At 68.7% G+C, this 22,797-nt stretch carries 20 protein-coding genes; 10 read left to right on the plus strand and 10 right to left on the minus strand.

What is annotated here, in order from left to right; all coding sequences use genetic code 11:
• The first annotated feature begins 241 nt into the window (after positions 1–241).
• The 7 genes from RHOOR92_RS0115780 (at position 242) to RHOOR92_RS0115810 (ending at position 7,678) form a co-directional block, all read left to right on the plus strand.
• Positions 242–2,431: a hypothetical protein gene (locus tag RHOOR92_RS0115780; RefSeq protein WP_027490686.1), complete on the plus strand. Its 2,190-nt coding sequence runs from the start codon at positions 242–244 to the stop codon at positions 2,429–2,431.
• Positions 2,428–3,945, plus strand: a complete 1,518-nt coding sequence (locus RHOOR92_RS18865) for an MFS transporter (protein WP_037115575.1) — start codon at positions 2,428–2,430, stop codon at positions 3,943–3,945. Before RHOOR92_RS0115780 ends, RHOOR92_RS18865 begins: the two co-directional genes overlap by 4 nt.
• Positions 3,942–5,627, plus strand: coding sequence for an alpha-amylase family glycosyl hydrolase (locus RHOOR92_RS0115790; RefSeq protein ID WP_027490687.1), 1,686 nt, complete (start codon positions 3,942–3,944; stop codon positions 5,625–5,627). Before RHOOR92_RS18865 ends, RHOOR92_RS0115790 begins: the two co-directional genes overlap by 4 nt.
• A gap of 418 nt (positions 5,628–6,045) precedes the next feature.
• Entirely contained in the window at positions 6,046–6,612 is a 567-nt protein-coding gene (locus RHOOR92_RS0115795) for a GNAT family N-acetyltransferase (protein ID WP_027490688.1), read from the plus strand.
• Positions 6,609–6,956: a GFA family protein gene (locus RHOOR92_RS0115800; protein ID WP_007511530.1), complete on the plus strand. Its 348-nt coding sequence runs from the start codon at positions 6,609–6,611 to the stop codon at positions 6,954–6,956. Before RHOOR92_RS0115795 ends, RHOOR92_RS0115800 begins: the two co-directional genes overlap by 4 nt.
• An 80-nt stretch (positions 6,957–7,036) precedes the next feature.
• On the plus strand, positions 7,037–7,210 hold the full coding sequence (locus RHOOR92_RS0115805; protein ID WP_015448593.1) for a hypothetical protein: 174 nt from the start codon (positions 7,037–7,039) through the stop codon (positions 7,208–7,210).
• A 57-nt stretch (positions 7,211–7,267) separates the two neighbouring features.
• Positions 7,268–7,678, plus strand: coding sequence for an ACT domain-containing protein (locus tag RHOOR92_RS0115810; RefSeq protein ID WP_027485001.1), 411 nt, complete (start codon positions 7,268–7,270; stop codon positions 7,676–7,678).
• Between the two features lie 18 nt (positions 7,679–7,696).
• Here RHOOR92_RS0115810 and RHOOR92_RS0115815 read toward each other — a convergent pair whose 3' ends face one another.
• The 5 genes from RHOOR92_RS0115815 to RHOOR92_RS0115835 all read right to left on the minus strand — a co-directional run bounded on the left by RHOOR92_RS0115815 (position 7,697) and on the right by RHOOR92_RS0115835 (position 15,241).
• Positions 7,697–10,195 carry an EAL domain-containing protein gene (locus RHOOR92_RS0115815; RefSeq protein WP_027490689.1) on the minus strand — a complete coding sequence of 833 codons (2,499 nt, stop codon included), beginning with the start codon at positions 10,193–10,195 and terminating at the stop codon, positions 7,697–7,699.
• Positions 10,196–10,289: 94 nt separating this feature from the next.
• The gene (locus tag RHOOR92_RS0115820; RefSeq protein ID WP_015448595.1) at positions 10,290–11,312 is read right to left on the minus strand and encodes a LacI family DNA-binding transcriptional regulator; all 1,023 of its coding nucleotides are present in this window, start codon (positions 11,310–11,312) and stop codon (positions 10,290–10,292) included.
• 144 nt (positions 11,313–11,456) lie between these two features.
• A complete protein-coding gene (locus RHOOR92_RS0115825) occupies positions 11,457–12,881 on the minus strand; it encodes a sugar porter family MFS transporter (protein WP_015448596.1) in 1,425 nt (474 codons plus the stop codon).
• 114 nt (positions 12,882–12,995) lie between these two features.
• Complete coding sequence (recQ, locus tag RHOOR92_RS0115830) at positions 12,996–14,825, minus strand: DNA helicase RecQ (protein ID WP_027490690.1); 1,830 nt, start codon at positions 14,823–14,825, stop codon at positions 12,996–12,998.
• Positions 14,826–14,899: 74 nt separating this feature from the next.
• Complete coding sequence (locus tag RHOOR92_RS0115835) at positions 14,900–15,241, minus strand: MGMT family protein (protein ID WP_027490691.1); 342 nt, start codon at positions 15,239–15,241, stop codon at positions 14,900–14,902.
• Between the two features lie 69 nt (positions 15,242–15,310).
• On the opposite strand from RHOOR92_RS0115835, the gene RHOOR92_RS0115840 reads away from it, so the two are divergent.
• Entirely contained in the window at positions 15,311–15,715 is a 405-nt protein-coding gene (locus tag RHOOR92_RS0115840) for a hypothetical protein (protein WP_027490692.1), read from the plus strand.
• A gap of 9 nt (positions 15,716–15,724) precedes the next feature.
• Here the strand turns inward: RHOOR92_RS0115840 and RHOOR92_RS0115845 are convergent, their stop codons facing one another.
• Together RHOOR92_RS0115845 and RHOOR92_RS0115850 are read right to left on the minus strand one after the other, a co-directional pair.
• Positions 15,725–16,837: an inorganic phosphate transporter gene (locus RHOOR92_RS0115845; RefSeq protein ID WP_027490693.1), complete on the minus strand. Its 1,113-nt coding sequence runs from the start codon at positions 16,835–16,837 to the stop codon at positions 15,725–15,727.
• Positions 16,838–16,915: 78 nt separating this feature from the next.
• On the minus strand, positions 16,916–17,545 hold the full coding sequence (locus tag RHOOR92_RS0115850) for a hypothetical protein (protein WP_007511546.1): 630 nt from the start codon (positions 17,543–17,545) through the stop codon (positions 16,916–16,918).
• Between the two features lie 145 nt (positions 17,546–17,690).
• On the opposite strand from RHOOR92_RS0115850, the gene RHOOR92_RS0115855 reads away from it, so the two are divergent.
• Positions 17,691–19,013, plus strand: coding sequence for a hemolysin family protein (locus RHOOR92_RS0115855; RefSeq protein WP_007511548.1), 1,323 nt, complete (start codon positions 17,691–17,693; stop codon positions 19,011–19,013).
• A gap of 178 nt (positions 19,014–19,191) precedes the next feature.
• On the opposite strand, the gene RHOOR92_RS0115860 is transcribed toward RHOOR92_RS0115855, so the two are convergent.
• Positions 19,192–19,950, minus strand: coding sequence for an RNA methyltransferase (locus tag RHOOR92_RS0115860; RefSeq protein ID WP_027490694.1), 759 nt, complete (start codon positions 19,948–19,950; stop codon positions 19,192–19,194).
• 113 nt (positions 19,951–20,063) lie between these two features.
• Here RHOOR92_RS0115860 and RHOOR92_RS0115865 point away from each other — a divergent pair, with 113 nt between their 5' ends.
• Complete coding sequence (locus tag RHOOR92_RS0115865; protein WP_007511552.1) at positions 20,064–20,867, plus strand: inositol monophosphatase family protein; 804 nt, start codon at positions 20,064–20,066, stop codon at positions 20,865–20,867.
• A 52-nt stretch (positions 20,868–20,919) separates the two neighbouring features.
• Here the strand turns inward: RHOOR92_RS0115865 and hda are convergent, their stop codons facing one another.
• Together hda and RHOOR92_RS0115875 are read right to left on the minus strand one after the other, a co-directional pair.
• Complete coding sequence (gene hda / locus RHOOR92_RS0115870) at positions 20,920–21,618, minus strand: DnaA regulatory inactivator Hda (protein ID WP_015448601.1); 699 nt, start codon at positions 21,616–21,618, stop codon at positions 20,920–20,922.
• Positions 21,615–22,784 carry an AI-2E family transporter gene (locus RHOOR92_RS0115875; protein ID WP_015448602.1) on the minus strand — a complete coding sequence of 390 codons (1,170 nt, stop codon included), beginning with the start codon at positions 22,782–22,784 and terminating at the stop codon, positions 21,615–21,617. The genes hda and RHOOR92_RS0115875 overlap by 4 nt, the downstream gene beginning before the upstream one ends.
• Positions 22,785–22,797: the final 13 nt, after the last annotated feature.

The raw sequence follows: 22,797 nt of genomic DNA on the forward strand, positions 1-22,797 counted from the left end.
GCGGGACGCCCGGGGGCGCGGCCCGGCCGCCGCGCGCCCGCACGCGCCGCCCTTCCGCGCGGCGCATGAATACGTATGCATGGGCTGGTTGCTGCAGTGCGACGCTATCTACCATGCATTGGCAACCCGCACGAACCGCCCGACCGCAGCCGCGGGCGGCGTGCCGGCGCGACACCACAGCTGCAGGAGGGGACATGCCGATCGAGCACATCACCCAGCACGGGCCACGTACGGCACGCGCATGTTGAGCATCGCCCTGGCCGCCGCGCTGGCAGCGGGCGCAGTGGCGCCGGACTGGCACGACGGACTGGACTGGCACGGCGTGCACGTCGCCATCAGCCGCGACGCGCAGCAGGGTTACACGCTGGCGTGGCCCTACGGCCAGCGCACGATCGCGGCGCAGCCGCTCGCCACGCAAACCGCCAGCCCGCTGTTCGACGGCCTGTTCACGATGGCGCAGGACGACCTGAAGCAGGATTCGGTCAGCGCGATCCGCGACGGCGCGTTCGACCACGGCCAGCCGATCCCCTGCCAGTGTTTCGAGACCGGCCTGAAGTGGCCGTACGTGTGGACGCGCGACCTATCCTACGCGATCGACCTGGGCCTGTGGCGCTTCGACCCTGCGCGCTCGCGCAACGGGCTGAAGTTCAAGCTGTCCGGCGTGCGCGTTGCGTCCGCGCCGCAGGGCCTGTACCCGATGCAGGACACCGGCTCCGGCGGCAGCTGGCCGATCAGCACCGACCGCGTGGTGTGGTTCCTCGGCGCGCGCCACCTGCTCGACGACCAGGCCTTTGCCGACGACGTCTACCGCGCGCTCGACGCCACCCTGGCGCAGGATCGCCAGTACGCGTTCGACGCCGGCTTCGGCCTGTACCGCGGCGAGACCTCGTTCCTCGACTGGCGCGAACAGAGCTACCCCGCGTGGACGGCGGACGAGGTGACCTTCATCGCGCAGTCCTACGCGCTGTCCACCAACGTGCTGCATTACCAGGCGCTGCAGCTGGCCGCGACCCTGGCCGATACCCATCACGACGCGAACGCCGCCGCCGGCTACCGCGCCGACGCAGCCGCGCTGAAGGCGGCGATCAACGCGCACTTCTGGCGCGCCGAGCGCGGCATGTACATGAGCTACATCGGCGGTGACGGCACGCCTTACGACAGCTACGACCTGCTCGGCATCGCGCTGGCGATCGACAGCGGCGTGGCCGGCGGCGAACGCGCGAAGCAGACGCTGGCGAACTACCCAACGTGGCCCGCCGGCAGCCCGGTGATCTGGCCGGAACGTACCGACCAGCCGATCTACCACAACCGCGCGATCTGGCCGTTCGTCAGCGCCTACGCGCTGCGTGCCGCGCGCATCACCGAGCAGCCCGCGCGCATCGCGCACGAGATCGAGTCGGTGCTGCGCGGCGCCGCGTTGTACGGCTCGAACATGGAGAACTACGAGCTGCTTACCCAGGGCCAGCACGTGGACGAAGGCCGGCTCAGCGGTCCGGTGGTGAATTCGCCGCGCCAGCTGTGGTCGGTGGCGGCCGCGCTGGCGGTGGTGACCGAGGGCGTGTTCGGCCTGAACGCGGACGGCAGCGTGCAGCCGAAACTGCCGACTGCGCTGGTGCCGATGCTGTTCGGCCGACGCCACGCGATCACGCTGGACCTGCATGACCGGCAGATCACCCTGCAACTGCCGGAAAAAATCGCCGGCAACCTGCTGGTCGCCGACCACGCCCGCACGCAGGGCACGGCGACCACGGTGACGTTGAAGGCGGTGCAGGTACCCGACCCGCCGCTGCGCACCGACGCGCCGCTGTACGCCCCGATCGCCCCTGCCGCGCCCGTCGTGCAAGCCGCCGGTGACGGCTGGCGGGTCAGCGTGGACGGCAAGGCGCGGCTCTACCTTGACGGCCGCGCGCACGGCGATCTCGACGGCAGCACCCGACTTCCGCGGCAGCCGGGCCTGGCCTGCTTCAGCGCCACGCGAGTGGATGCGCACGGCCTGGAATCGCTGCACAGTCCCGACACCTGCGTGGGCGACACGGCGAAGGTCATCGGAAACTGGCCGCGCACGTGGACCGCGCCGGTCAGCGGCCGCTATCGCGTCGCGCTCGACTACGCCAACGACCACGGCCCGATCAACACCGGCATCACCGCGGCGGTGAAGATGCTCGAGGTCAGCTGCACCGGCAGCGACGCGCAACGCCTGCCGATGGTGATGCCGCACAGCGTGCGCGCGCAGCCATCCACCTGGGGCAGCTTCACCGCGAAGGCCGGCAGCACCTGCCGGTTCACCCTCGACGACGGCTTCAACATGAGCTACCTCGGCCACTTCGCCCCCTACACCGGCGGCAGCGGCGGCAGCGATGGCGCCTTGAACCGGGCCGACGTGCACGCCCTGCTGATCGCCCCGCTCGCCACCGGCCACGCCACCCCATGAAGGACGGCACCCTCTTGAACAACAAACCGGCGCTGTCGTTCTGGCAGATATGGAACATGTGCTTCGGCTTCCTCGGCCTGCAGTTCGGCTTCGCGTTGCAGAACGCGAACGTCAGCCGGATCTTCCAGACCCTGGGCGCCGACGTGAACGACATCCCGGCGCTGTGGATCGCCGCGCCGCTGACCGGGCTGATCGTGCAGCCGATCATCGGCCACTTCTCCGACCGCACCTGGAACCGGCTGGGCCGGCGCCGGCCGTATTTCCTGGTCGGCGCGCTATTCGCCTCGCTGGCCCTGCTGTGGATGCCGAACGCGCCGGTACTGTGGATGGCCGCCGGATTGCTGTGGATCCTGGATGCGTCGATCAACGTGTCGATGGAGCCGTTCCGCGCCTTCGTCGGCGACCAGCTGCCGACGCAGCAGCGTCCGAGCGGCTACGCGATGCAGAGTTTCTTCATCGGCATCGGCGCGGTGGTGGCCTCGGCGCTGCCGTGGATCCTGGCGCGGTTCGGCGTGGCCAACGTGGCCGCGGACGGCGGCATCCCCGACACGGTGAAGTACGCGTTCTACGCCGGCGGCGCGGTGCTGCTGGGCGCGGTGCTGTGGACCATCCTGCGCACGCGCGAATACCCGCCGGAGCAACTGCAGTCGTTCAGCGACAGCGTCGCCAGGCAGCCGGCGACGGATACGTCGCAGGCGTGGCGCTGGGGCGTGCTGCTGCTGGTGGTCGGCGTCGCCGTGCTGTTCGCGATCCGGCACTTCGCGCTGGAGAAGGAGCTGTACCTGCTGGCCGGTGGCCTGATCGTGTTCGGCCTGCTGTTCGTCTGGCTCAGCTTCAGCCGCGGCCGCGGCATGCTGCGCGAAGTGATGGGTGATCTCTACAGCATGCCCGTGTCGATGCGGCAACTGGCGTGGGTGCAGCTGTTCTCGTGGTTCGCGCTGTTCGCGATGTGGATCTACACCACCTCGGGCGTGACCGAGACCATCTACGGCACCACCGACGTCCACTCGGCGCTGTACAACGAGGGCGCCAACTGGGTCGGCGTGCTGTTCGCCGCGTACAACGGTTTCGCCGCGCTGGCGGCGGTGGTGATCCCGCTGATGGTGCGCCGCTGGGGCCTGCGCATCAGCCACCTGCTGAACCTGGCCCTGGGCGGCGCGGGACTGCTGTCGTTCCTGGTCATCCGCGACCCGCAATGGCTGCTCGCCTCGATGGTCGGCGTGGGCTTTGCCTGGGCCTCGATCCTGTCGCTGCCCTACGCGCTGCTGTCGGACAACCTGCCGGCGGCGAAGATGGGCGTGTACATGGGCATCTTCAATTTCTTCATCGTGATCCCGCAGCTGCTCGCCGCCAGCGTGCTCGGCCTGCTGCTGCGCCTGTGCTTCCACAACCAGCCGATCTGGGCACTGGCGCTGGGCGGCGCCTGCCTGCTGGTGGCCGGCCTGTTCACCCTGCGCGTACGCGAACCGGTCTACGCGCCGCCCGCAGCCCTCGCTACCGGAAACCCGACATGATCAACCGAACCGCCCTGCTGGCCGGCGCACTGACGCTGGCCTGCGGCTGCGCGCAAGCCGCCACGACCGCCACGCCGGACTTCGTCGGCAGCGACGCGCCGTTCGCCGCCAACGCGATCTACTTCGTGATGACCGACCGCTTCGTCAACGGCGACCCGTCGAACGACCAGCGCGACCAGGGCGGCACGCACCGCACCTTCGACATCCCGGTACCCGGCGCGCCGAAGGGCGAGAGCGCGAACATCGGTTATCTCGGTGGCGACTTCAAGGGCGTGCTGGACAACGCCGGCTACATCCGCGGCATGGGCTTCGGCGCGGTGTGGATCACCCCGATCGTGGACAACCCCGACCAGGCGTTCACCGGCGGCGACCCGGTCAGCTGGGGCTCGAAGTTCACCGACCGCGGCAAGACCGGCTTCCACGGCTACTGGGGCGTCAACTTCTACAAGCTCGACGAACACCTGCCCAGCAAGAATCTCGACTTCCGCCAGTTCACCGCGGCGATGCACCAGGCCGGGCTGAAGGTGGTGCAGGACATCGTGGTCAACCACGGCTCGCCCGCCTTCAGCATGCCGGTGCGCCAGCCGCAGTACGGCCAGATCTTCGACAAGGACGGCAAGCTGGTCGCCGACCAGCAGAACCTGCCGCCGTACCGGCTCGACCCCGCACGCAACCCGCTGCACCGCTTCTACCACGCCTACGACGACCTGGTGCAGCTGTCCAACAACGACGACCAGAGCCCGGCCGTGCTCGACTACTTCGTGGGCGCCTACGACCAGTGGATCGGCGAGGGCGCCGATGCCTTCCGCATCGACACCATCAGCCACATGTCCACCACGTTCTGGAAGCAGTTCAGTGCGCGCATCCGCGCGAAGCACCCCGGCTTCTTCATGTTCGGCGAGGCGTTCGACTACAGCCCGGACAACATCGGCCAGTACACCTGGCCCGAGAACGGCGCCATCAGCCTGCTCGACTTCCCGCTGCGCGGCCGCGTCGCCGAGGTGTTCGAGCATCCCGGCAGCGACTACGCGCAACTGCTCGACCGCCTCTACCTCACCAACGGGCCGTACCAGAATCCGTACGAGCTGGTCACCTTCTACGACAACCACGACATGGCGCGCCTGAACGCCAGCGACGCCGGCTTCATCGACGCCAACAATTTCCTGTTCACCGCGCGCGGCATTCCCGCCATCTACTACGGCTCCGAGACCGGCTTCGAACGCGGCAAGGCCGAACACCAGGGCAACCGCAACTACTACGGCCAGCAGCGCATCGACGCCGCGCCGAAAAGCCCGATCTACCAGCACCTCAAGCGCATCGCCCAGCTGCGCGAGAAGACCCCGGCGCTGCAGCGCGGACTGATGCTGCCGCTGCACTTCGCCGGCAACCAGGCCGCGTTCTACCGCGTGTACCAGCAGGGCGGCACGCACCAGATTGCGCTGGTGCTTTTGAACAAGGGCGATGCGACCGCATCATTCGACGTCAGCGACTACCTGCAGCCCGGCCGCTGGACACCGGCGCTTGGCGGCACCGCGATCGACGTGGCCGAAGGGGGCCGCCTGCACGCCAGCGTTCCCGCGCACGACGTGCAGGTCTATCTGCTCGATGCAGCGGCGAAGCGTGCGGACTTGGTGGCGGAGTTGACGCGGTTGATGCAGAAGCGTGGGCATCCGGAGCATTGAGACCGGCGCCTGTCCTGCGAAACGCGGCGATAAAGATAGCGCCTCGTTCTGTGCGATATGCAACGAAGCCGCGCCCCCTGCTCGTGCCGGCGACCAGACAAAGTGTTGACTACACTCGTCCCTCTTCTTGACGGTCAACTGCTCTACGACAGATCAGCTGTGCATATGTCCCGATGCGCTGGCACCTTTTCTAGTTGCCGGAATGATCGCGGCAATGACTTGGCTTTTGGTGTCACTCGTGGTGAGAATGTCGCCTGGATAGTTTCCACGGTTTGGCGGACACCCTGACCCGACGTTTCAGGCGTGCCCCATGCCCAAGTCAGGCCCGCGAGCGACCACCCACTCCAAGGCTACCGTCATACGCCTGAGCCACTTGCTGGCTACGTCTACCAAGCATCCAGCGCCCCCGGAGGCCCCATTGCCCGTCATCCGAACCGCCGACCGCAGCGACGCAGGGCCGCTCTCGCGGCTTGCAGAGGCGACCTTCAGAAGTACCTTCGGCGCCGTGAACTCGCCGCAGGACATGGCACTCCACTGCCAGGTCAGCTACAGCGAGGCGATCCAGGCAGGCGAGATTGCCAACCCGGACATGCTTACCTTGCTGTGCGATGGCGACGAAGGGTTGGTCGGGTTTGCCCAACTGCGCTGGGATGGCGCCCCGCATTGCGTTGCGGCCCAATCCCCGGGCGAGATCCAGCGGCTGTACGTCGCCGATGCGTGGCATGGCAAAGGCATCGCGCAGGGCCTCATGCACGCCTGCATCGAAGCATTGCAGGCACGCAACTCGGACGTGGCCTGGCTGGGCGTATGGGAACGCAACCCGCGGGCGATCGCGTTCTACCGGAAGTGCGGCTTCGTCGGGGTCGGCGACCACGTCTTTCCTTTGGGCAGCGATCCGCAGCGGGATATCGTCATGGCACGATCCATCGCAGGCCCATCGTCCAACATCGCACCACAACGCGGAACATCGGGAGAACGGCCATGAACTACAAAGGCAGCTGCCACTGCGGCAGGGTGGCGTTCGAGGTGGAAGGCGAGATCGGGGAGGCGCTGGCATGCAACTGCTCGATCTGCCAGCGCAAGGGTTCGCTGCTCTGGTTCGTCCCGCGCGAGAAGTTCCACCTGCTCACGCCCGAGGACGCGGCGAGCAGCTACATGTTCAACAAGCACGCCATCAAGCACCGCTTCTGCCCGGTCTGCGGCATGCATCCGTACGGCGAAGGCACCGACCCGAAGGGCAACGCGATGGCTGCGATCAACATCCGCTGCATCGAGGGCATCGAGCTTTCGGCCATCCCGGTCCGGCACTACGATGGCCGCGCGCTGTGAAACGCGGGCCGGCCGTTGCTGCCACGAAGCGGCCGGCGGCCCATCCATGAACGCCACGCACCACGCAACGAGGTGAAGCCATGCGCCACCTGATCACGTTCGCCATCTTCCTCGCGGCCGTCGCCGCCTATGCCCTTGGCCTCGGCCCGCTGTTCTTCGGCGCCACGCTGGTCGGCAGCGTGCTGGTACTCGCCGGCGTGCTGTTCGAGCTGGCGTTCTGGCTGCGGCTGTTCCGCCGGGCGCCGTCGAAATAGGTCGACGGCGGCGGCTGGCACGCCGATCGATCACGCCTGTTCCAGGGATTCGCTGCCATGAGCCACGCCGTCTCGAACCTCGCCGAACTGCTGCACTCGATGCACCCCGTGCTGAACCGCGGCGTGTATGCGTTCGTCGCGCTGCCCGGCGGCAGCGTGCCGGATCGGCTCGCACCGATCGCCACGTTCCGCGAGCGCGAGGGACTCACCCTGATCGTCGAGGAGCAGCAGGCGAAGGATGCCGGGCTGGCGCTGCTGTTCCGCGCCGCGTGGATCACCCTGAGCGTGCACTCCGACCTGCAGGCCGTCGGCCTGACCGCCGCCGTGGCAACGGCGCTGGCCGAGGCGGGCATCAGCTGCAACGTGGTCGCCGCCGCGCACCACGACCACCTGTTCGTGCCCGTCGAGTCGGCCAGCCACGCGCTCGCCACACTGCAGGCGTTGCAGGAACGTGCCGGCAACGCCTGAGCGAACGCCGCCGATGCGCTACGCGTACCCGTCGTCGAAGCGCTCCCCGGCCTGCAGCACGGGCAGGGCCGGACCGAGGTGGTTGCCCTGCAGTTCGCCGCAGCCGGCGGCGGCGAGGAAATCCGCCTGTGCCGCGGTCTCCACGCCTTCGGCGGCGACATGCATGCGCAGTTCGTGCGCCACCGCGATGATGGTGCGCACGATCGACGCGTCGGCGGTGCCCGCCGGCAAGGCACGCACGAAGGCCTGGTCGATCTTCAGCTTGTCGATCGGGAACTGCTTCAGGTACGCCAGGCTGGAATAGCCGGTGCCGAAGTCGTCCAGCGACAGCCTGATGCCCAGCGCCTTCAGCTCGGCCAGCGTGCGCTGCACGCGCCACACGTTTTCCATGAACGAGCTCTCGGTGATCTCGATGTCCAGCATCGCTGCCGGCACGCCGTGCCGCTGCAGGGCCGCGCCGACCCGCGCGGCCAGCCCGGGGCGCTGTACCTGCTGCGCGGACATGTTCACCGCTACGGTGAAGTCGCCATGGCCGCGGTCCAGCCATGCGCGCAGTTGCCGGCAGGCCGCATCGAGCACCCACTCGCCGATCTCGGGCATCAGGCCGAGCGCCTCGGCGATCGGGATGAAGCGGGCCGGCGGCACCCGGCCGAGCTGCCGGCTGTTCCAGCGCAGCAGCGCCTCGAAACCGGTCAGCCGGCGGTCGGCGGCACGGTATTGCGGCTGGTAGTGCAGCTCCAGTTCGTCGTGCCGGATCGCATTGCGCAGCTGGTTGCCCATCACCAGGCGGTCTTCCAGGTCGCGCATCTGCTCGACCGAGAACATGGACACCCGGTCGCGCCCCTCCCGCTTGGCCTGGTTCATCGCGGCCTCGGCCCGGCGCAGCAGGTCGTTCGGGTCGGTGCCATGGTCGGGCGAATGACTGATGCCGATGCTGGCGGTCAGCAGCAGGCGGTAATCGCCGCCCTCGAGCGGTTCGGCCACGGCGGCGCGCAGGCACTCGGCCAGCGCCAGTGCGCCATCGGCCGACAGGCCGGTTGCCGTCACCACGAACTCGTCGCCGGCAAAGCGTGCGACCCGGCCCTGCCCGGCCAGCGCCGCCTGCAGGCGGCCGGCCAGCTGCCGCAGCACATCGTCGCCGGTCAGGTGGCCCACCGATTCGTTGACGCCCTGGAAGCGGTCCAGTCCGATCACCAGCACCCAGACCGGCTCCGTCGAGTCCTTCAACACGTCCCCCACCTCGCGCCCGAGCAGCAAGTGCTGCGGCAGGCCGCTGACCGGATCATGGCTGGAGGCATGCGCCAGCTCGGCCTCGACCCGGCGCCGCTCGGTGATGTCGCGCGCCACCGCATAGACCAGCCCGTCGGGCGCGGCGAACGAGACCCACTCCAGCAGCCGTTCGCTCCCGTCGCGACAGCGGCAGCGGTTGACGAATTCGTGGACCTGCTCGCCGGAGCGGCCCAGCACCACCATCGGGTCGGAGCTATCGCGGGGTTCTTCCGGCTGCAGGAATTCGCGGTAACTGCGCGAGGTCAGCTCGCTGGCGCCGTAGCCGGTAATGCGCGGCAACGACGGGTTGAACTGCACCAGCCGCTCAGTATGCGGGTCGAGGATGCAGAAGATTTCCTGCGACATTTCGAAGAAGCGGTGGCGCTCGTGCAGGCGCTCGACCAGGCGCGCGCTTTCGATCGCGATGCCGGTGATCGGCAACATGCGGTCGATGCTGCGCAATTCTTCTTCTCGCGGTTCGCGCGGCTCGCGGAAATACACCGCAAAGGTGCCCAGCACTTCGTGATGGCTGCCGAACACCGGCGTCGACCAGCACGCCTTGAGGCCATGCGCCAGCGCCGGCCCGCGGTAGTTCTCCCAGTACGGGTGGCCGGCGATGTCGGCCACCACCACGCGCTCGCCGCGCCACGCGGCGGTACCGCACGAACCGTGTGCCTCGCCGATCTCCAGCCCATGCAGGGTCCGGCTGTACGCTTCCGGCAAACTCGGCGCGGCGCCGTGCAGCACATGCCGGCCGTCTTCGTCGAGCAGCAGCAGCGAGCACAGCGCGCCGGGGTTCATCGTTTCGTGCAGGCGCGCGATCCGTTCGAGGCTTTCCACCAGCGGCCGCTGCACCGCGATCCCTTCGAGGATTTCGTGCTGGCCGGCCGCCAGCTGTTCGGCACGCTTGCGCTCGGTGATGTCACGGAAATAGATCGTCAGCCCGTCCGCCGACGGGTAGATGCGGTTCTCGAACCAGCGGTTGTACGGCGGATAGAACGCCTCGATCTGCTGCGGGCATTGCTCCGCCATGGCCTTTTCGTAGGCGCGGTGGAACGGCTGCCCGACGCCCTCCGGAAACTCGGTCCAGATGTGCCGGCCGATCAGCTCCTCCGCGCGGCGCCCGAACAGCTCGCAGGCCGTCGCATTCAGGTAGGTGTAGCGCCAGTCCCGATCCAGCGCCACGTAGGCATCGGTGACCCGCTCGAACACCTGATGAAAATCCAGCTCCAGCCGTGGTTGGTCCATGGTGCGAGCGTCCCCTCGCGCAAGTGGCTATGGCAGCGCTGTCAGATTAGGCGATCGTGCGCGCAGGGGGTAGTGGCGCCGCGCGGCCGGCATCTCAGCGCAGGCTGGAACGCCGCACCACCAGCTTCACCGGCAGCACCTCGCTGTCCACCGGTCCGCCGCGGATCAGCCCGAGCAGGCTGTCCACCAGCACCTCGCCGGCCTGCTTGGTGTCCTGCAGCACGGTGGTCAGCGGCGGGTTGACGAAGCTGGCCATGGGGATGTCGTCGAAGCCGGCCAGCGCCACGTCCTGCGGCACGCGCAGGCCGTGGTCGCTGAGCGCGCGCATGGCGCCGATCGCGATCAGGTCGCTGGCGGCGAATACCGCGTCGAAGCCGGCCTCGCGCAGGATCAGGCTGCGCATCGCCTCGTAGCCGGAGCGCTCGGTGCTCTCGGCGTTTTCCTGCAGCGCCGGGTCCACCGCCACGCCGGCCTGCTGCAAGGCGTCGACGTAGCCGCGGTAGCGGCCGAAGAACTCCGGATAGTGGCTGGAGGCGTCGCCGAGGAAGGCGATGCGGCGGCAGCCGCGTTCCAGCAGGTGCCCGGCCACCGCCTGGCCGCCGCGGAAGTTGTCGCAGCCGATCGACACGCCGGGCTGGTCCGCCAGCACCGCGCCCCAGCGCACGAAGCGGGTGCCTTGGGCGACCAGTTTTTCCAGCTTGTCGGTATAGGCCAGGTAGTCGCCGTAGCCGAGCAGGATCAGGCCGTCGGCCTTCTTGCTGTCGGCGAAGTCGGCGTGCCAGTCGTGCGAGAACTGCTGGAACGAGATCAGCAGGTCGTAGCCCTGCAGCGCGCAGGCACGGGTGATCGAGCCCAGCATCGACAGGAAGAACGGGTTGATGTGCGACTCGTCGGCGGTGGGGTCCTCGAAGAACAGCAGCGCCAGCGTGCCGGAATGCATCCGGCGCAGGTTGGAGGCGTTCTTGTCGACCTTGTAGTTGAGCTGTTCGGCGGCGGCCTGGATACGCCGCCGGGTTTCCTCATTGACCAGCGGGCTGCCGCGCAGCGCGCGCGACACCGTGGCCTGGGATACCCCGGCCAGGTGGGCAATGTCGATCGATGTGGCTTTTGCCTTCATCCGCAGCGCGACCCGCAAGCTTTTGCGACGACGCCATGCCGTCCGTGCCAAATCCTAGCCGGTTTGCACGCCGCTTGTCGTAAACCGCCTGCCGCTGATCGAGGCAGGTGCATGTCGCCACCGACGCTGGCCGAGAGACGATCCTCATGCGCGCATGTCCTCCAGCTCGATGCCCTTGGTCTCGCGCACGCCGGCCAGCACGAACAGCAGCGACAGCAGCGCGAAGCCGGCGTACAGGCCGTAGGCGAAGCTGAGGCCCAGCTCGGCCAGCGCGGGGAACGTGCTGGTGATCGCGAAGTTCGCCAGCCACTGCGCGGCCGCGGCCACCGCCAATGCGGTGGCGCGGATCCGGTTCGGAAACATCTCGCCCAGCAGCACCCATACCACCGGGCCCCAGCTCACTCCGAAGAACACCACGTAGGCGTTCGCCGCGACCAGCGCCACCATGCCGGTGGCGCCGGGCAGGCTCAGCGTGGCGCCGCTGCCGGTAGCCTGCGAGAAGCACCACGCCATCAGCCCCAGGGTGATCGCCATGCCGGCCGAGCCGACCACCAGCAGCGGCTTGCGCCCGATCTTGTCGACCAGCGCGATCGCCACCAGGGTCACCAGCACGTTGACGATCGAGGTGACCACGGTGATGGTGAACGAGTCGGCCTCGCTGAAACCCACCGAATGCCACAGCGTAGACGAGTAGTAGAAGATCACGTTGATGCCCACGAACTGCTGGAACACCGACAGCAGGATGCCGATCCACACCACCGGCAGCAGCCCGGCGGTCTTGCCGCACAGGTCGCGCAGGCGCGGCCGGTGTTCCGAGCGCAGGCTGTCCTCGATGTCGCGCAGCTTGTTGTCCAGCGCTGTCTCGCTGTGCATGTTCAACACCTTGCGCAGCACCACGCGGGCCTCGTCGAGGCGGCCCTTGGCGACCAGGTGCCGCGGCGACTCCGGCACGCCCAGCACCAGGGTGCCGTAGACCAGCGCCGGCAGCGTCGCCACCAGGAACATCCAGCGCCACGCCGCCAGCCCGAACCACAACGGCTGCGCCGCGCCGCCGGCCACGCCGGCCAGCCACGCATCGCTGAGCAGCGCGGCGAAGATGCCCAGCACGATCGCCAGTTGCTGCATCGAGCCGAGCCGGCCGCGAATGTGCGCGGGCGAGACTTCGGCAATGTAGGTGGGCGCGATCACCGAGGCCACGCCCACGCCGATGCCGCCGACCAGCCGCCACAGGATCAGGTCCCACACCGCGGTCACCAGCCCCGAACCCAGCGCACTGGCGACCAGCAGCACCGCGGCCACCTGCATCGTGCGCACGCGGCCGAAGCGGTTCGCCAGCATGCCGGCGTACCAGGCGCCCAGCGCCGAGCCGAGCAGCGCGCAGGACACCGCGAAGCCGATCTGCGCCGCGTCCAGCGCGAAGCCGCCGCGAACCGCGTCGACCGCGCCGTTGATCACCGCCGTATCGAAACCGAACAGGAATCCGCCCAGCGCCGCCGCCGCCGAGATCAGCACCACCCGCGCGGTGGCTCGCTGGCCCAGCCCGTCGCCCGTCATGTCCATCGTGCTCATCGCGTCTCCCCAACGTCATGGCATCAAGATGCGCCCGAGTCTGCACTGCGGATCCCGACCGTGTCCGATTGAATACGTATGCAGTCGCCCGCGGGCAAGCCGATGGCGCCGAGCCTATGCCGGCGCGTTGATCACGGCCAGGAAATCGCTGCCATAGCGCTTGAGCTTGGCCTCGCCGACACCGCTGATGGTGGCCAGCTCGTCTTCGTTGGCCGGCATGGCGCGCAGCATCGCCAGCAAGGTGGCGTCGTGGAACACCACGTACGGCGGCACGCCCTGCTGCTTCGCCAGTTGCGTGCGCAGCGCGCGCAGCGCATCCCACAGCTCCTGCTCGTAGGCCTCGATGCCAAGGCTGCCGCCGCTGCCTTTATCCGACGTGACCAACTTGCTGTCGCGCCGGCGCCGGCTGGCGCGTTCGGGGCGGGCATCCTCGCGCAGCTTCAGCTGGCGGCCGCCGCTGAGCACGCTGCGGCTGGCGGCGGTCAGGCGCAAGGTGCCGTAGCCTTCGGCATCCGCTTCCAGCAGGCCGGCGGCGAGTAGCTGGCGGAACACCGAGCGCCACTGCTTCTCGTCGAGATCGGCGCCGACGCCGAAGGTGCTGAGCCGGTGGTGGTCGAGGGCGCGCACGCGCTCGGTTTCCTCGCCGCGCAGCACGTCGATCACGTGGCCGGAGCCGTAGCGCTGGCCGGTGCGGTACACCGCCGACAACGCCTTCTGTGCCGGCACCGTAGCGTCCCAGGTCTTCGGCGGCGCGAGGCAGTTGTCGCAATGACCGCAGGGGCCGGGATAGACCTCGCCGAACGCGCCCAGCAGCAGCTGGCGGCGACAACCGGTGGCCTCGGCGTAGGCCAGCAGCGACTCCAGCTTCTGCCGCTCCACCCGCTTGCGCTCGTCGGCCGATTCGGACTGCGCGATCATCTGGCTCATCGTCACCACGTCGGACAGGCCGTAGATCATCCACGCCTCGGCCGGCAGCCCGTCGCGGCCGGCGCGACCGGTCTCCTGGTAATAGCCCTCGATGCTGCGCGGCAGGTCCAGGTGCGCCACGAAGCGCACGTCCGGCTTGTCGATGCCCATGCCGAAGGCGACGGTGGCGACCATCACCACGCCGTCCTCGCGCAGGAAGCGCTGCTGGTTCTTCGCGCGCGTCGCCGCGTCCAGCCCGGCGTGGTACGGCAGCGCCTCGACGCCCGATTCGGCCAGCCATGCGGCGGTGTCGTCCACCTTGCGCCGGCTGAGACAGTAGACGATGCCGGATTCGCCCTGATGGCCCTGCAGGAATTCGGTGAGCTGGCGCTTCGCGTTGTGGCGCAGGCCGACCCGGTAGCCGATGTTCGGACGGTCGAAACTGGACACGAACTGCCGGGCGTGCTGCAGCGACAGCCGCTCGACGATCTCCTCGCGCGTGCGCGGGTCGGCAGTGGCGGTGAGCGCGATGCGCGGCGCGTGCGGGAAACGCTGGTGCAGGATCGCCAGCTCGCGGTATTCCGGGCGGAAATCGTGGCCCCACTGCGATACGCAGTGCGCCTCGTCGATCGCGAACAGCGCCACCTCGATGCTTTCCAGCAGGCCCAGGAAACGCGACGTGAGCAGCCGCTCCGGCGCCACGTAGAGCAGGTTCAGTTCGCCGGCCAGCAGCTGCCGCTCGACCTCGCGCTGCGCTTCCGCGCCGAGGCTGGAGTTGAGATAGGCAGCCGCCACGCCCGCCTCGCGCAGCGCGTCGACCTGGTCCTGCATCAGCGCGATCAGCGGCGACACCACGATGCCGGTACCCTGGCGCAGCAGCGCGGGGATCTGGTAGCACAGCGACTTGCCGCCGCCGGTGGGCATCAGCACCAGCGCGTCGCCGCCCTCGCCGAGGTGCTCGACCACCGCCTGTTGCTGGCCGCGGAAACTTGGATAACCGAAAACGCTTTGCAGCAGCTCGAGGGCGGAGGCATTCATCGGCCGCATGGTAACAAACCGGCCCGATCCGGCCGTCGGGAAAATCGGCGACGACCCGTCGGCGGCGCCACCGCTCAGGCGTCCGGCATGCCCCACAGCGCGTGGTCGAGGTCACCATCCAGGCCGAACCGCGACAGCGGCACGCGGCCATTCTTCACCTCGACACCTTCGGCGCGCAGCCGCCGCGACTGCTCGCGGAACCCGCGGCTGCCCGGCGGCATCGCGATGTGTCCGCTGGAGCGCAGCACGCGGTACCACGGCAGTTCCATGCCGTCGGGCACCTCGCCGAGCAGCCGGCCGACCAGCCGCGCGCGCCCCGGCAACCCGGCACGCACCGCGATCGCGCCGTAACTGGCGACGCGGCCGCGCGGAATCGCGGCGATGGCGGCGTAGATACGGGCGGCAGCCTCATGCATGGGTTCACGCGACGCTAGCGGAGATCCGTGGCAGAGTAGCTGCCGATCCTCGCCGAAGGAAGCCGCTGCATGCGCCATTTCGAAGCCGTGCGTTCCCACGTCGGCAGCCTGCACGAGCTGCGCCAGAACGACCCTTACCTGATCAGCTTCGATCTGAAACTGGCGCCGGACCGTTACCAGGGGATCTACCTGGCCGAACTGGAGGACGAAGCGGGATTGCGCTACCTGCGCGTGTCCACCCCGATCGGCCCGCTCGCCGGCACCGATCCCATCCGCTGCCTGCGCTTCAACTGGCAGCAACGCACCGGCTTTCTCGCGGTGGCCGACCTAGACGGCTCGCCCTATCTGCACCTGTGCGAAAACCGCCCCTACGAATTCCTCGACCGCGCCGAACTGCAACGCGTGATGCGCGAACTGGGCGTGCTCGGCGACCAGCTGGAGCGGCTCATCGGCGTCGGCGACGACGCGCTGTAACCGCCGCGCTCAAGACACCAGCCGGAACACCAGCACCAGTCCGTAGGCCAACAGCGCGGTGATCGGCAAGGTGAGGATCCACGCCCACACCATGCGCTCCACCACCGACCAGCGGATCGAGTTGAAACGCTTGGCCGCGCCCACGCCCATGATCGAGGCGGACACGTTGTGGGTGGTCGACACCGGGATGCCGAACGCCGAGGCGGCGAGGATGACCGCCGCCGAGCTGGTCTCGGCGGCGAAGCCGTTGATCGGGTGCAGCTTGACCATCTTGTGGCCGAGCGTCTTGATGATGCGCCAGCCGCCGCCGGCGGTACCGGCGGCCATGGTCAGCGCGGAAACCACCTTCACCCATACCGGGATCTCGAAGCCGCCGGCCGGGTTGCCGTCGATGCGCAGGAAACCCAGCCACGCCGGCAGGTGATCGAACTGGTGCGCGGTGGTGGCGCCGGCCAGCGCCAGCGCGATGATGCCCATGCTCTTTTGCGCGTCGTTCATGCCGTGCGCCACGCCCATGGCGCTGGCCGAGACGATCTGCGCCTTGCCGAAGAAGAAATTGACGAACGGGGTGCGCCCGAACCGGCGCGACCAGCCATGCCGGTTCGCGAACCAGGCCAGCAGTGCATACAGCGAGCCCATCAGGATGAAACTGATGATGAAGCCGGCCAGCGGCGACAGCACCATCGGGATGACCACTTTCGGGATCACGCCGTGGCCTTTCAGCCAGCTGCCCTCCACCCAGATCACCGAGGCGAAGTTGTTGTCCGAGGCGGCCAGCGCCGCGCCCACCAGCGAACCGACCAGTGCGTGGCTGGAACTGGACGGCAGGCCCAGCCACCAGGTGATCAGGTTCCACACGATCGCCCCCAGCAGCGCGCAGATCAGCAGCTGCGAGCTCATCTCGACCACCCCGGCGTTGATCAGCCCGGAGGCGATCGTGGCCGCCACCGCGGTGCCCAGGAACGCGCCGATCAGGTTGGTGCCCGCCGCCATCAGCACCGCCTGGCCCGGGGTGAGCACCTTGGTCGCCACCACCGTGGCGATCGAATTGGCGGTGTCGTGGAAACCGTTGATGTAGGTGAAGACCAGCGCGATCACCACCACCGCGATGACGATGCTCATGCGCGGCCCCCGGCCATGGACGGGCGGCGGACGCGCGGCGCCGGGCAGTGCGGAATGCGCAGGGTCACGGGCCCGGCCTCAGGAGTTCTTCAGCACGATCGAATAGACGATGTTGCCGACGTCGCGGCACTTGTCGATGGCCTTCTCGATCAGCTCGAACAGGTCCTTGGCCAGCATTGCCCGCATCACGTCGCCGCCCTCGACGTACAGCGTGCGGTACGGCGCCAACAGCATGCGGTCGCCTTCCGATTCCAGTGCCTGCAGGCGGTCTTGCAGCTTCTTCACCGGGTCGATGCGCAGGCCGCGGCGCAGCTCGCCGATCATCTCGACCACCACCTCGCTGGAACGCTGCAGCACCAGCGTGCGCTGGGTGAAATCCACTCCGGCCAGGCGGTCGGCCACGATCTCGTAGCGCTCGGCGAACTTCTCGATGGTCTTGGGAATCTTGTACAGCGCCGAATTCAGCGCCTCGATGTCCTCGCGGTCCAGCGCGGTGACGAAGGTGTTCACCAGCTCCTCGCTGATCTGCGCGGCCAGCGTCTTCTCGCGCGCGCGGGTGGCGGTGAAGGCCGCCATCACGGGGCCGCGGTCGGGCTGGGTCAGCAGTTCGTGCAGGGCCTTGGCGCTTTCGCTGACGGTGGCGGCGCTCTGTTCGAGCAGGCCATAGAACTTGTCGCCTTTGCCGAAAATCGTCTGCAGTGAAAACATGCGGGCCATGCCTGAGGGAACGGGATGACGGGAATGTTACAGGACCGTCGTGCTGCCCTGCATCAATGCCCGGCCCTGCCGGGGTGATGCGAAAGCCCCGCAACCCTTACACTGCGCCCATGCACCCTCCTCCATCATCACCGCGATGCTGACCGAAATCGCGCTCGTCCTCGTGCTGACTCTGTTCAACGGCTTCTTCGCCCTGTCGGAGATGGCGCTGGTGGCCTCGCGCAAGAGCCGCCTCAAGCAGATGGCCCGGAACAGCCGCAAGGCCGCCTCGGCCTTGCGGCACGCCGAGGCGCCGGAGCACTTCCTGTCCACCGTGCAGGTCGGCATCACCCTGGTGACGCTGATCACCGGTGCGGTCGCCGGCGACGCGCTGGGCGAGCACATCGCTGCCACCTTGCGGGGCGAACAGCTGGCGTGGCTGTTGCCGTACTCGCGGATCATTGGCATCGTGCTGGGCTTCGTGCTGATCTCCTTCATCCAGATCGTGATCGGTGAACTGGTGCCCAAGCGGCTGGCGCTGGCGGCACCGGAAAAGGTGTCGTCGTACGTGGCGATCCCGATGCTGCTGCTGTCGCGGCTGACCGCGCCGTTCGTGTGGCTGCTGAACGCGTCGAGCAACCTGCTGCTGCGCCTGCTGCGGGTCACCCGGCAAGGCAGCGCCGTGGTCACCGAGGAGGAGATCCGGCTGCTGGTCGCCGAGAGCGCCGAACAGGGCGTGCTCGACCCGGACGAACACAACATGGTCAACCGCGTGCTGCGCCTGGGCGACCGCACGGTCGACAGCGTGATGACCCCGCGCATGCGTATCGCCTGGCTGGACATCGCCGCGACCCGCGAGGAGAACATCGAGGTGCTGCGCGCAACCCCGTACTCGTGCTACCCGGTGTATCGCGGCGACGAGAGCGAGGTGGTCGGCGTGGTCGAGGTGAAGCGCCTGCTGCACAGCTTCGCCGAAGGCACGCCGGAACTGTTCGGCCACCTGGCCAAGCCGCTGTTCGTGCCGGCCACCGCGCGCGCGCTGGATCTGCTGGAGGAGTTCCGCGATGCCGAGACGCCGCTGGCGCTGGTGGTCGACGAGTACGGCGACATCGAGGGCGTGGTCACCGTCAACGACCTGCTGGCGGCCGTGGTCGGTGCCAGCCAGATCGGCCATGCCGGCAGCAACGAGGCCAGCCCGATCATGCGGCGCGCCGACGGCAGCTGGCTGATCGACGGCAGCCTGTCCACCGACGACCTGCGCGAGCTGCTGCAGATCGGCGAACTGCCCGGCGAGGACGAGCACGAATACCGCACCGCCGCCGGCATGGTGATGACCGCGCTCGGCCACATCCCGCAGACCGGCGAGGTGTTCGCCTGGCGCGGCATCCGCTTCGAGGTGGTCGACCTCGACGGCGCCCGCATCGACAAGCTGCTGGTCACCCCGGCGCCGTCGCTGGAACCGTCCGACGACGAGCAGTAGCTGGACATTGCCCGCTGCTGCGCAGGGAAGGGGCAAGGTAGCGCGTGCCCTGCGGGTTCGGTCCCTCCCCCTGCTTGCAGGGGGAGGTCAGGAGGGGGTCAGGCTCCTCGCTCTGCCTTGGCGAAGAGCACCCCACCCCAACCCTCCCCTGCTACGCAGGGGAGGGAGCAAAAGCCGGCTACTTGTGCTTCGCCAGCCCCGCCATCCGCTGCGCATCGGCGAGGATGCCGTGCAGCACGCGCAGCTCGCGCGCGTCCGGCTGCGCGCGCTGGAACAGCTTGCGCAGGCGCAGCATGATCGTGGTCGGCTCGCGCCCCTTGTGGAAGTCGATGTCGTCCAGCGTCTGCGCCAGGTGGCGGTAGAACTGTTCCATCTGCACCGCGTCGGCAGGCGGCTCGTCATGCTCCGGCGGTGGCGCCGGCGATTCGTCGCCGAGCATCGCCACGCGCAGCTCATAGGCCATCACCTGCACCGCCTGCGACAGGTTGAGCGAGCTGAAATCGTCCACGCTGGGAATCCGCACCATCGCATGGCAGCGCGCCAGTTCCTCGTTCTCCAGCCCGGTGCGCTCGTTGCCGAACACCAGCGCCACCTGCTCGCCGCGGGCGGCGGCGGCCAGCGCCTGCTGCGCCGCCTCGCGCGGGGAGAGCTCCGGCAGGTTCACGCCGCGCCGGCGCGCCGACAGGCCCAGCGCCAGGCTGCTGCCGGCCAGGCCGTCGACCAGTTCGCCATGGATGCCGGCGCGCTCCAGCACGTCGTCCGCGCCGGCCGCCAGTGCGTTCGCCTCCGGGTCGGGAAAGCGATACGGGCTGACCAGCTCCAGCCGGGTGAAACCCATCGTGCGGATCGCCCGCGCCGCGCTGCCGATATTGCCCGGATGCGAGGTGCGCACCAGCACGTAGCAGATGCGGTCGGCGAGCTGCGGAAGATCGGTCATGCGAAGGACGGCCTGGCGACAGGGATCGACAAGGATAGTGGACGCGGGGCGGTCCGCACCCGCCTCTGCTAGAATCGCCGGCCGCAACCCCGCTCTCTTCCAAAGTCGAAACCATGGCCAGACCACACGTCACGATCGCGGCGCGCGCCGCGCGTTCTGCAGGCAATGTGATCCTGCGCTACATGAACCGCATCGACGGCCTCAATATCGTCGAGAAGCAGCAGATGGACTTCGTCTCCGAAGTCGACAAGCTGGCCGAGGCGGAAATCATCAAGGAACTGCGCCGCGCCTACCCCGACCACGCGATCCTCGCCGAGGAAAGCGGCGCGACCGGCAAGGGACCGCTGACCTGGGTGATCGACCCGCTGGATGGCACCCACAACTACCTGCGCGGCATCCCGCACTTCAGCGTGTCGATCGCGCTGCTGGAAAAGGGCGTGCCGATCCACGCCGTGGTGTTCGACCCGCTGCGCGACGAGCTGTACACCGCCAGCAAGGGCGATGGCGCCTACCTCAACGACCGCCGCATGCGCGTCAGCAAGCGCGAGAACCTGGGCGGCGCAATGATCGCCACCGGCTTCCCGTTCCGCCAGCGAGGGCACCTTGCCGCGCAGCTGGACATGACCCGCGCCATCCTCGGCCAGGCCGAGGACATCCGCCGCTCCGGCTCCGCCGCGCTGGACCTGGCCTACGTCGCCGCCGGCCGCTACGACGGCTACTTCGAGATCGGGCTGAAGCCGTGGGACATGGCTGCCGGCGTGCTGCTGGTGCATGAAGCCGGCGGCCGCTACTGCGACTTCGCCGGCCGCGACGGCATCCCCGAAAGCGGCAACCTCGTCGCCGGCAATCTCAACGTGGCGAAGGCGATGGTCGACGCGATCGGGCAGCAGGCGACGCCGGGGCTGCTCAAGGCCTGAACGGTGCGCCCGCTCGAAACGCAAGAAGGCGCCTGCGGGCGCCTTCGTCCTTTCAGGATGCCGCCTCGCGCAGGAACCCGCGCAGGAACGGAATGGTGATCCGCCGTTGCGCCGCCAGCGAGGCCACGTCCAGCTTGTCGAGCAGGTCGAGCAGCGCGCCGAGATCACGCGCGTAGCGGGCGAACAGCCAGTCCAGCACGCCGTCGTCCAGTTCGATGCCGCGCGCGACGGCCTGCGCCTTCAGCACGGCGCGGCGCTCGGCGTCGTCCAGCGGTTTCAGCGCGAACTGGGTGCAGGCGCCGAGTCGCGAGCGCAGGTCAGGCAATTCGATGCCGAGCTGGGCCGGTGCGGTATCGGCGGCGAACAGCAGCGCGCTGCCTTCGGCTTTCGCGCGGTTGTAGAGGTCGAACAGCGCGTGCTCGGCTTCGCGCTTGCCGGCGATCGCGCCGAGGTCGTCCAACGCCAGCAGTTCGCTGCCGGCGACGCCGCGCAGGGCAGCGGCATGATCGGACAGGGTAGCCAGCGGCAGATACTGCACGCACCGTCCCGCCGCGCTGGCCGCCTGGCAGGCGGCCATCAGCAGGTGGCTGCGGCCACTGCCGCCGGCACCGTGCAGGTAGATCCATGGTGCACTGGGCTCGAGTGCCAGTGCCTGCACCGCGACCAGTGCGGCGGCATTGGCGCCGGCGTGGAAATATTCGAAACGCTGGCGGCGCGGCCAGCGCAAGGCCAGCGGCAGCTGCGGAATCATGGTTCGGCCCGGTCGTCCTGCGGCGGCTCGACCGTGGCCTCGACCCCGCCATCGCGACGCGCGGCAACCTCCACCTCGGCGACCACCGGGTCTTCCGGCCCTGCCTCGTTGTACAGCTCGCTCATGCGGTAGCGTTCGATCAGGTAGCGCAGCAGCACCATGATCACCGACGCGGCCGGCAGCGCCAGCAGCACGCCGAGGAAGCCGAACAGGTAGCCCCCGGCCAGCACCGCGAAGATCACCGCGACCGGGTGCAGGCCGATCTTGTCGCCGACCAGCTTGGGTACCAGCACGTAGCCTTCCAGCAGCTGGCCGACCGCAAACACGCCGCAAACCAGCAGCACGTGGGTCCAGTCGCCGTACTGCACCAGCGCGGCGATGATCGCCGCGACGAAGCCGATGATGAAGCCCAGGTACGGCACGAAGCTGAGCAGGCCGGCGACCATGCCGATCAGCAGCCCCACCGACAGGCCGACCAGGCCCAGCCCGGCGCCATAGAACACGCCCAGTGCCAGCATCACCAGCAGCTGGCCGCGCACGAACGCGCCCAGGATCTTGTCCGATTCGCTGGCCAGATGCGCGATGGTGGGCTGGATCGAGCGCGGCAGCATGCCGTCGACCTTCGCCACCAGCCGGTCCCAGTCGCGCAGCAGGTAGAACGCCACCACCGGGATCAGCACCAGGTTGGTCAGCCACATCGCGATGCCCAGGCCGCCGCGCGACACCTTGCCCAGCACCGCGGTGGCGACGCCGCCGATCGAGCCAATGTGCGCCTTGATCGCGGTCAGCAGGCGGTCGCTGTCGAAGGTGTGCGGGTCCAGGTGCAGGCGCGCCTGCAGCCATGGCCACACGGTGTTCTGCGCCCAGTCGCCGTAGCGCGGCAGGTTGCTGACCAGATTCTCGACCTGGCGCGCGATCAGCGGGATCAGCAGCAGCAGCACACCAACCACCGCGACCATGATCACCACGAACACGATGGTGGCCGCCCACATCCGGTTCAGCCCGAGCCGCTCCAGCCGGTCGGCCAGCGGATCGCCCAGGTAGGCCAGCATGGCGGCCACCGCGAACGGCATCAGCACCGGCGCCAGCAGCCAGACCAGGTAAACGATGACCGCGGTGATGGCGAACAGCTGCCAGCGACGCGAGATGTCCTTGTCGTGATTCACGCGGCACGCCCCA

The sequence above is a fragment of the Rhodanobacter sp. OR92 genome, assembly GCF_000427545.1.
Classification (GTDB): domain Bacteria; phylum Pseudomonadota; class Gammaproteobacteria; order Xanthomonadales; family Rhodanobacteraceae; genus Rhodanobacter; species Rhodanobacter denitrificans.

What these genes read in the sequence shown, in the direction of transcription:
- hda (WP_015448601.1), bottom strand. Translation starts at nt 21,618, where the DNA reads ATGATTCCGCAGCTGCCGCTGGCCTTGCGCTGGCCGCGCCGCCAGCGT.
- RHOOR92_RS0115800 (WP_007511530.1), top strand. Translation starts at nt 6,609, where the DNA reads ATGAACTACAAAGGCAGCTGCCACTGCGGCAGGGTGGCGTTCGAGGTG.
- RHOOR92_RS0115840 (WP_027490692.1), top strand. Translation starts at nt 15,311, where the DNA reads ATGCGCCATTTCGAAGCCGTGCGTTCCCACGTCGGCAGCCTGCACGAG.
- RHOOR92_RS18865 (WP_037115575.1), top strand. Translation starts at nt 2,428, where the DNA reads ATGAAGGACGGCACCCTCTTGAACAACAAACCGGCGCTGTCGTTCTGG.
- RHOOR92_RS0115855 (WP_007511548.1), top strand. Translation starts at nt 17,691, where the DNA reads ATGCTGACCGAAATCGCGCTCGTCCTCGTGCTGACTCTGTTCAACGGC.
- recQ (WP_027490690.1), bottom strand. Translation starts at nt 14,825, where the DNA reads ATGAATGCCTCCGCCCTCGAGCTGCTGCAAAGCGTTTTCGGTTATCCA.
- RHOOR92_RS0115815 (WP_027490689.1), bottom strand. Translation starts at nt 10,195, where the DNA reads ATGGACCAACCACGGCTGGAGCTGGATTTTCATCAGGTGTTCGAGCGG.
- RHOOR92_RS0115835 (WP_027490691.1), bottom strand. Translation starts at nt 15,241, where the DNA reads ATGCATGAGGCTGCCGCCCGTATCTACGCCGCCATCGCCGCGATTCCG.
- RHOOR92_RS0115850 (WP_007511546.1), bottom strand. Translation starts at nt 17,545, where the DNA reads ATGTTTTCACTGCAGACGATTTTCGGCAAAGGCGACAAGTTCTATGGC.
- RHOOR92_RS0115860 (WP_027490694.1), bottom strand. Translation starts at nt 19,950, where the DNA reads ATGACCGATCTTCCGCAGCTCGCCGACCGCATCTGCTACGTGCTGGTG.
- RHOOR92_RS0115825 (WP_015448596.1), bottom strand. Translation starts at nt 12,881, where the DNA reads ATGAGCACGATGGACATGACGGGCGACGGGCTGGGCCAGCGAGCCACC.
- RHOOR92_RS0115820 (WP_015448595.1), bottom strand. Translation starts at nt 11,312, where the DNA reads ATGAAGGCAAAAGCCACATCGATCGACATTGCCCACCTGGCCGGGGTA.
- RHOOR92_RS0115810 (WP_027485001.1), top strand. Translation starts at nt 7,268, where the DNA reads ATGAGCCACGCCGTCTCGAACCTCGCCGAACTGCTGCACTCGATGCAC.
- RHOOR92_RS0115865 (WP_007511552.1), top strand. Translation starts at nt 20,064, where the DNA reads ATGGCCAGACCACACGTCACGATCGCGGCGCGCGCCGCGCGTTCTGCA.
- RHOOR92_RS0115845 (WP_027490693.1), bottom strand. Translation starts at nt 16,837, where the DNA reads ATGAGCATCGTCATCGCGGTGGTGGTGATCGCGCTGGTCTTCACCTAC.
- RHOOR92_RS0115790 (WP_027490687.1), top strand. Translation starts at nt 3,942, where the DNA reads ATGATCAACCGAACCGCCCTGCTGGCCGGCGCACTGACGCTGGCCTGC.
- RHOOR92_RS0115780 (WP_027490686.1), top strand. Translation starts at nt 242, where the DNA reads ATGTTGAGCATCGCCCTGGCCGCCGCGCTGGCAGCGGGCGCAGTGGCG.
- RHOOR92_RS0115805 (WP_015448593.1), top strand. Translation starts at nt 7,037, where the DNA reads ATGCGCCACCTGATCACGTTCGCCATCTTCCTCGCGGCCGTCGCCGCC.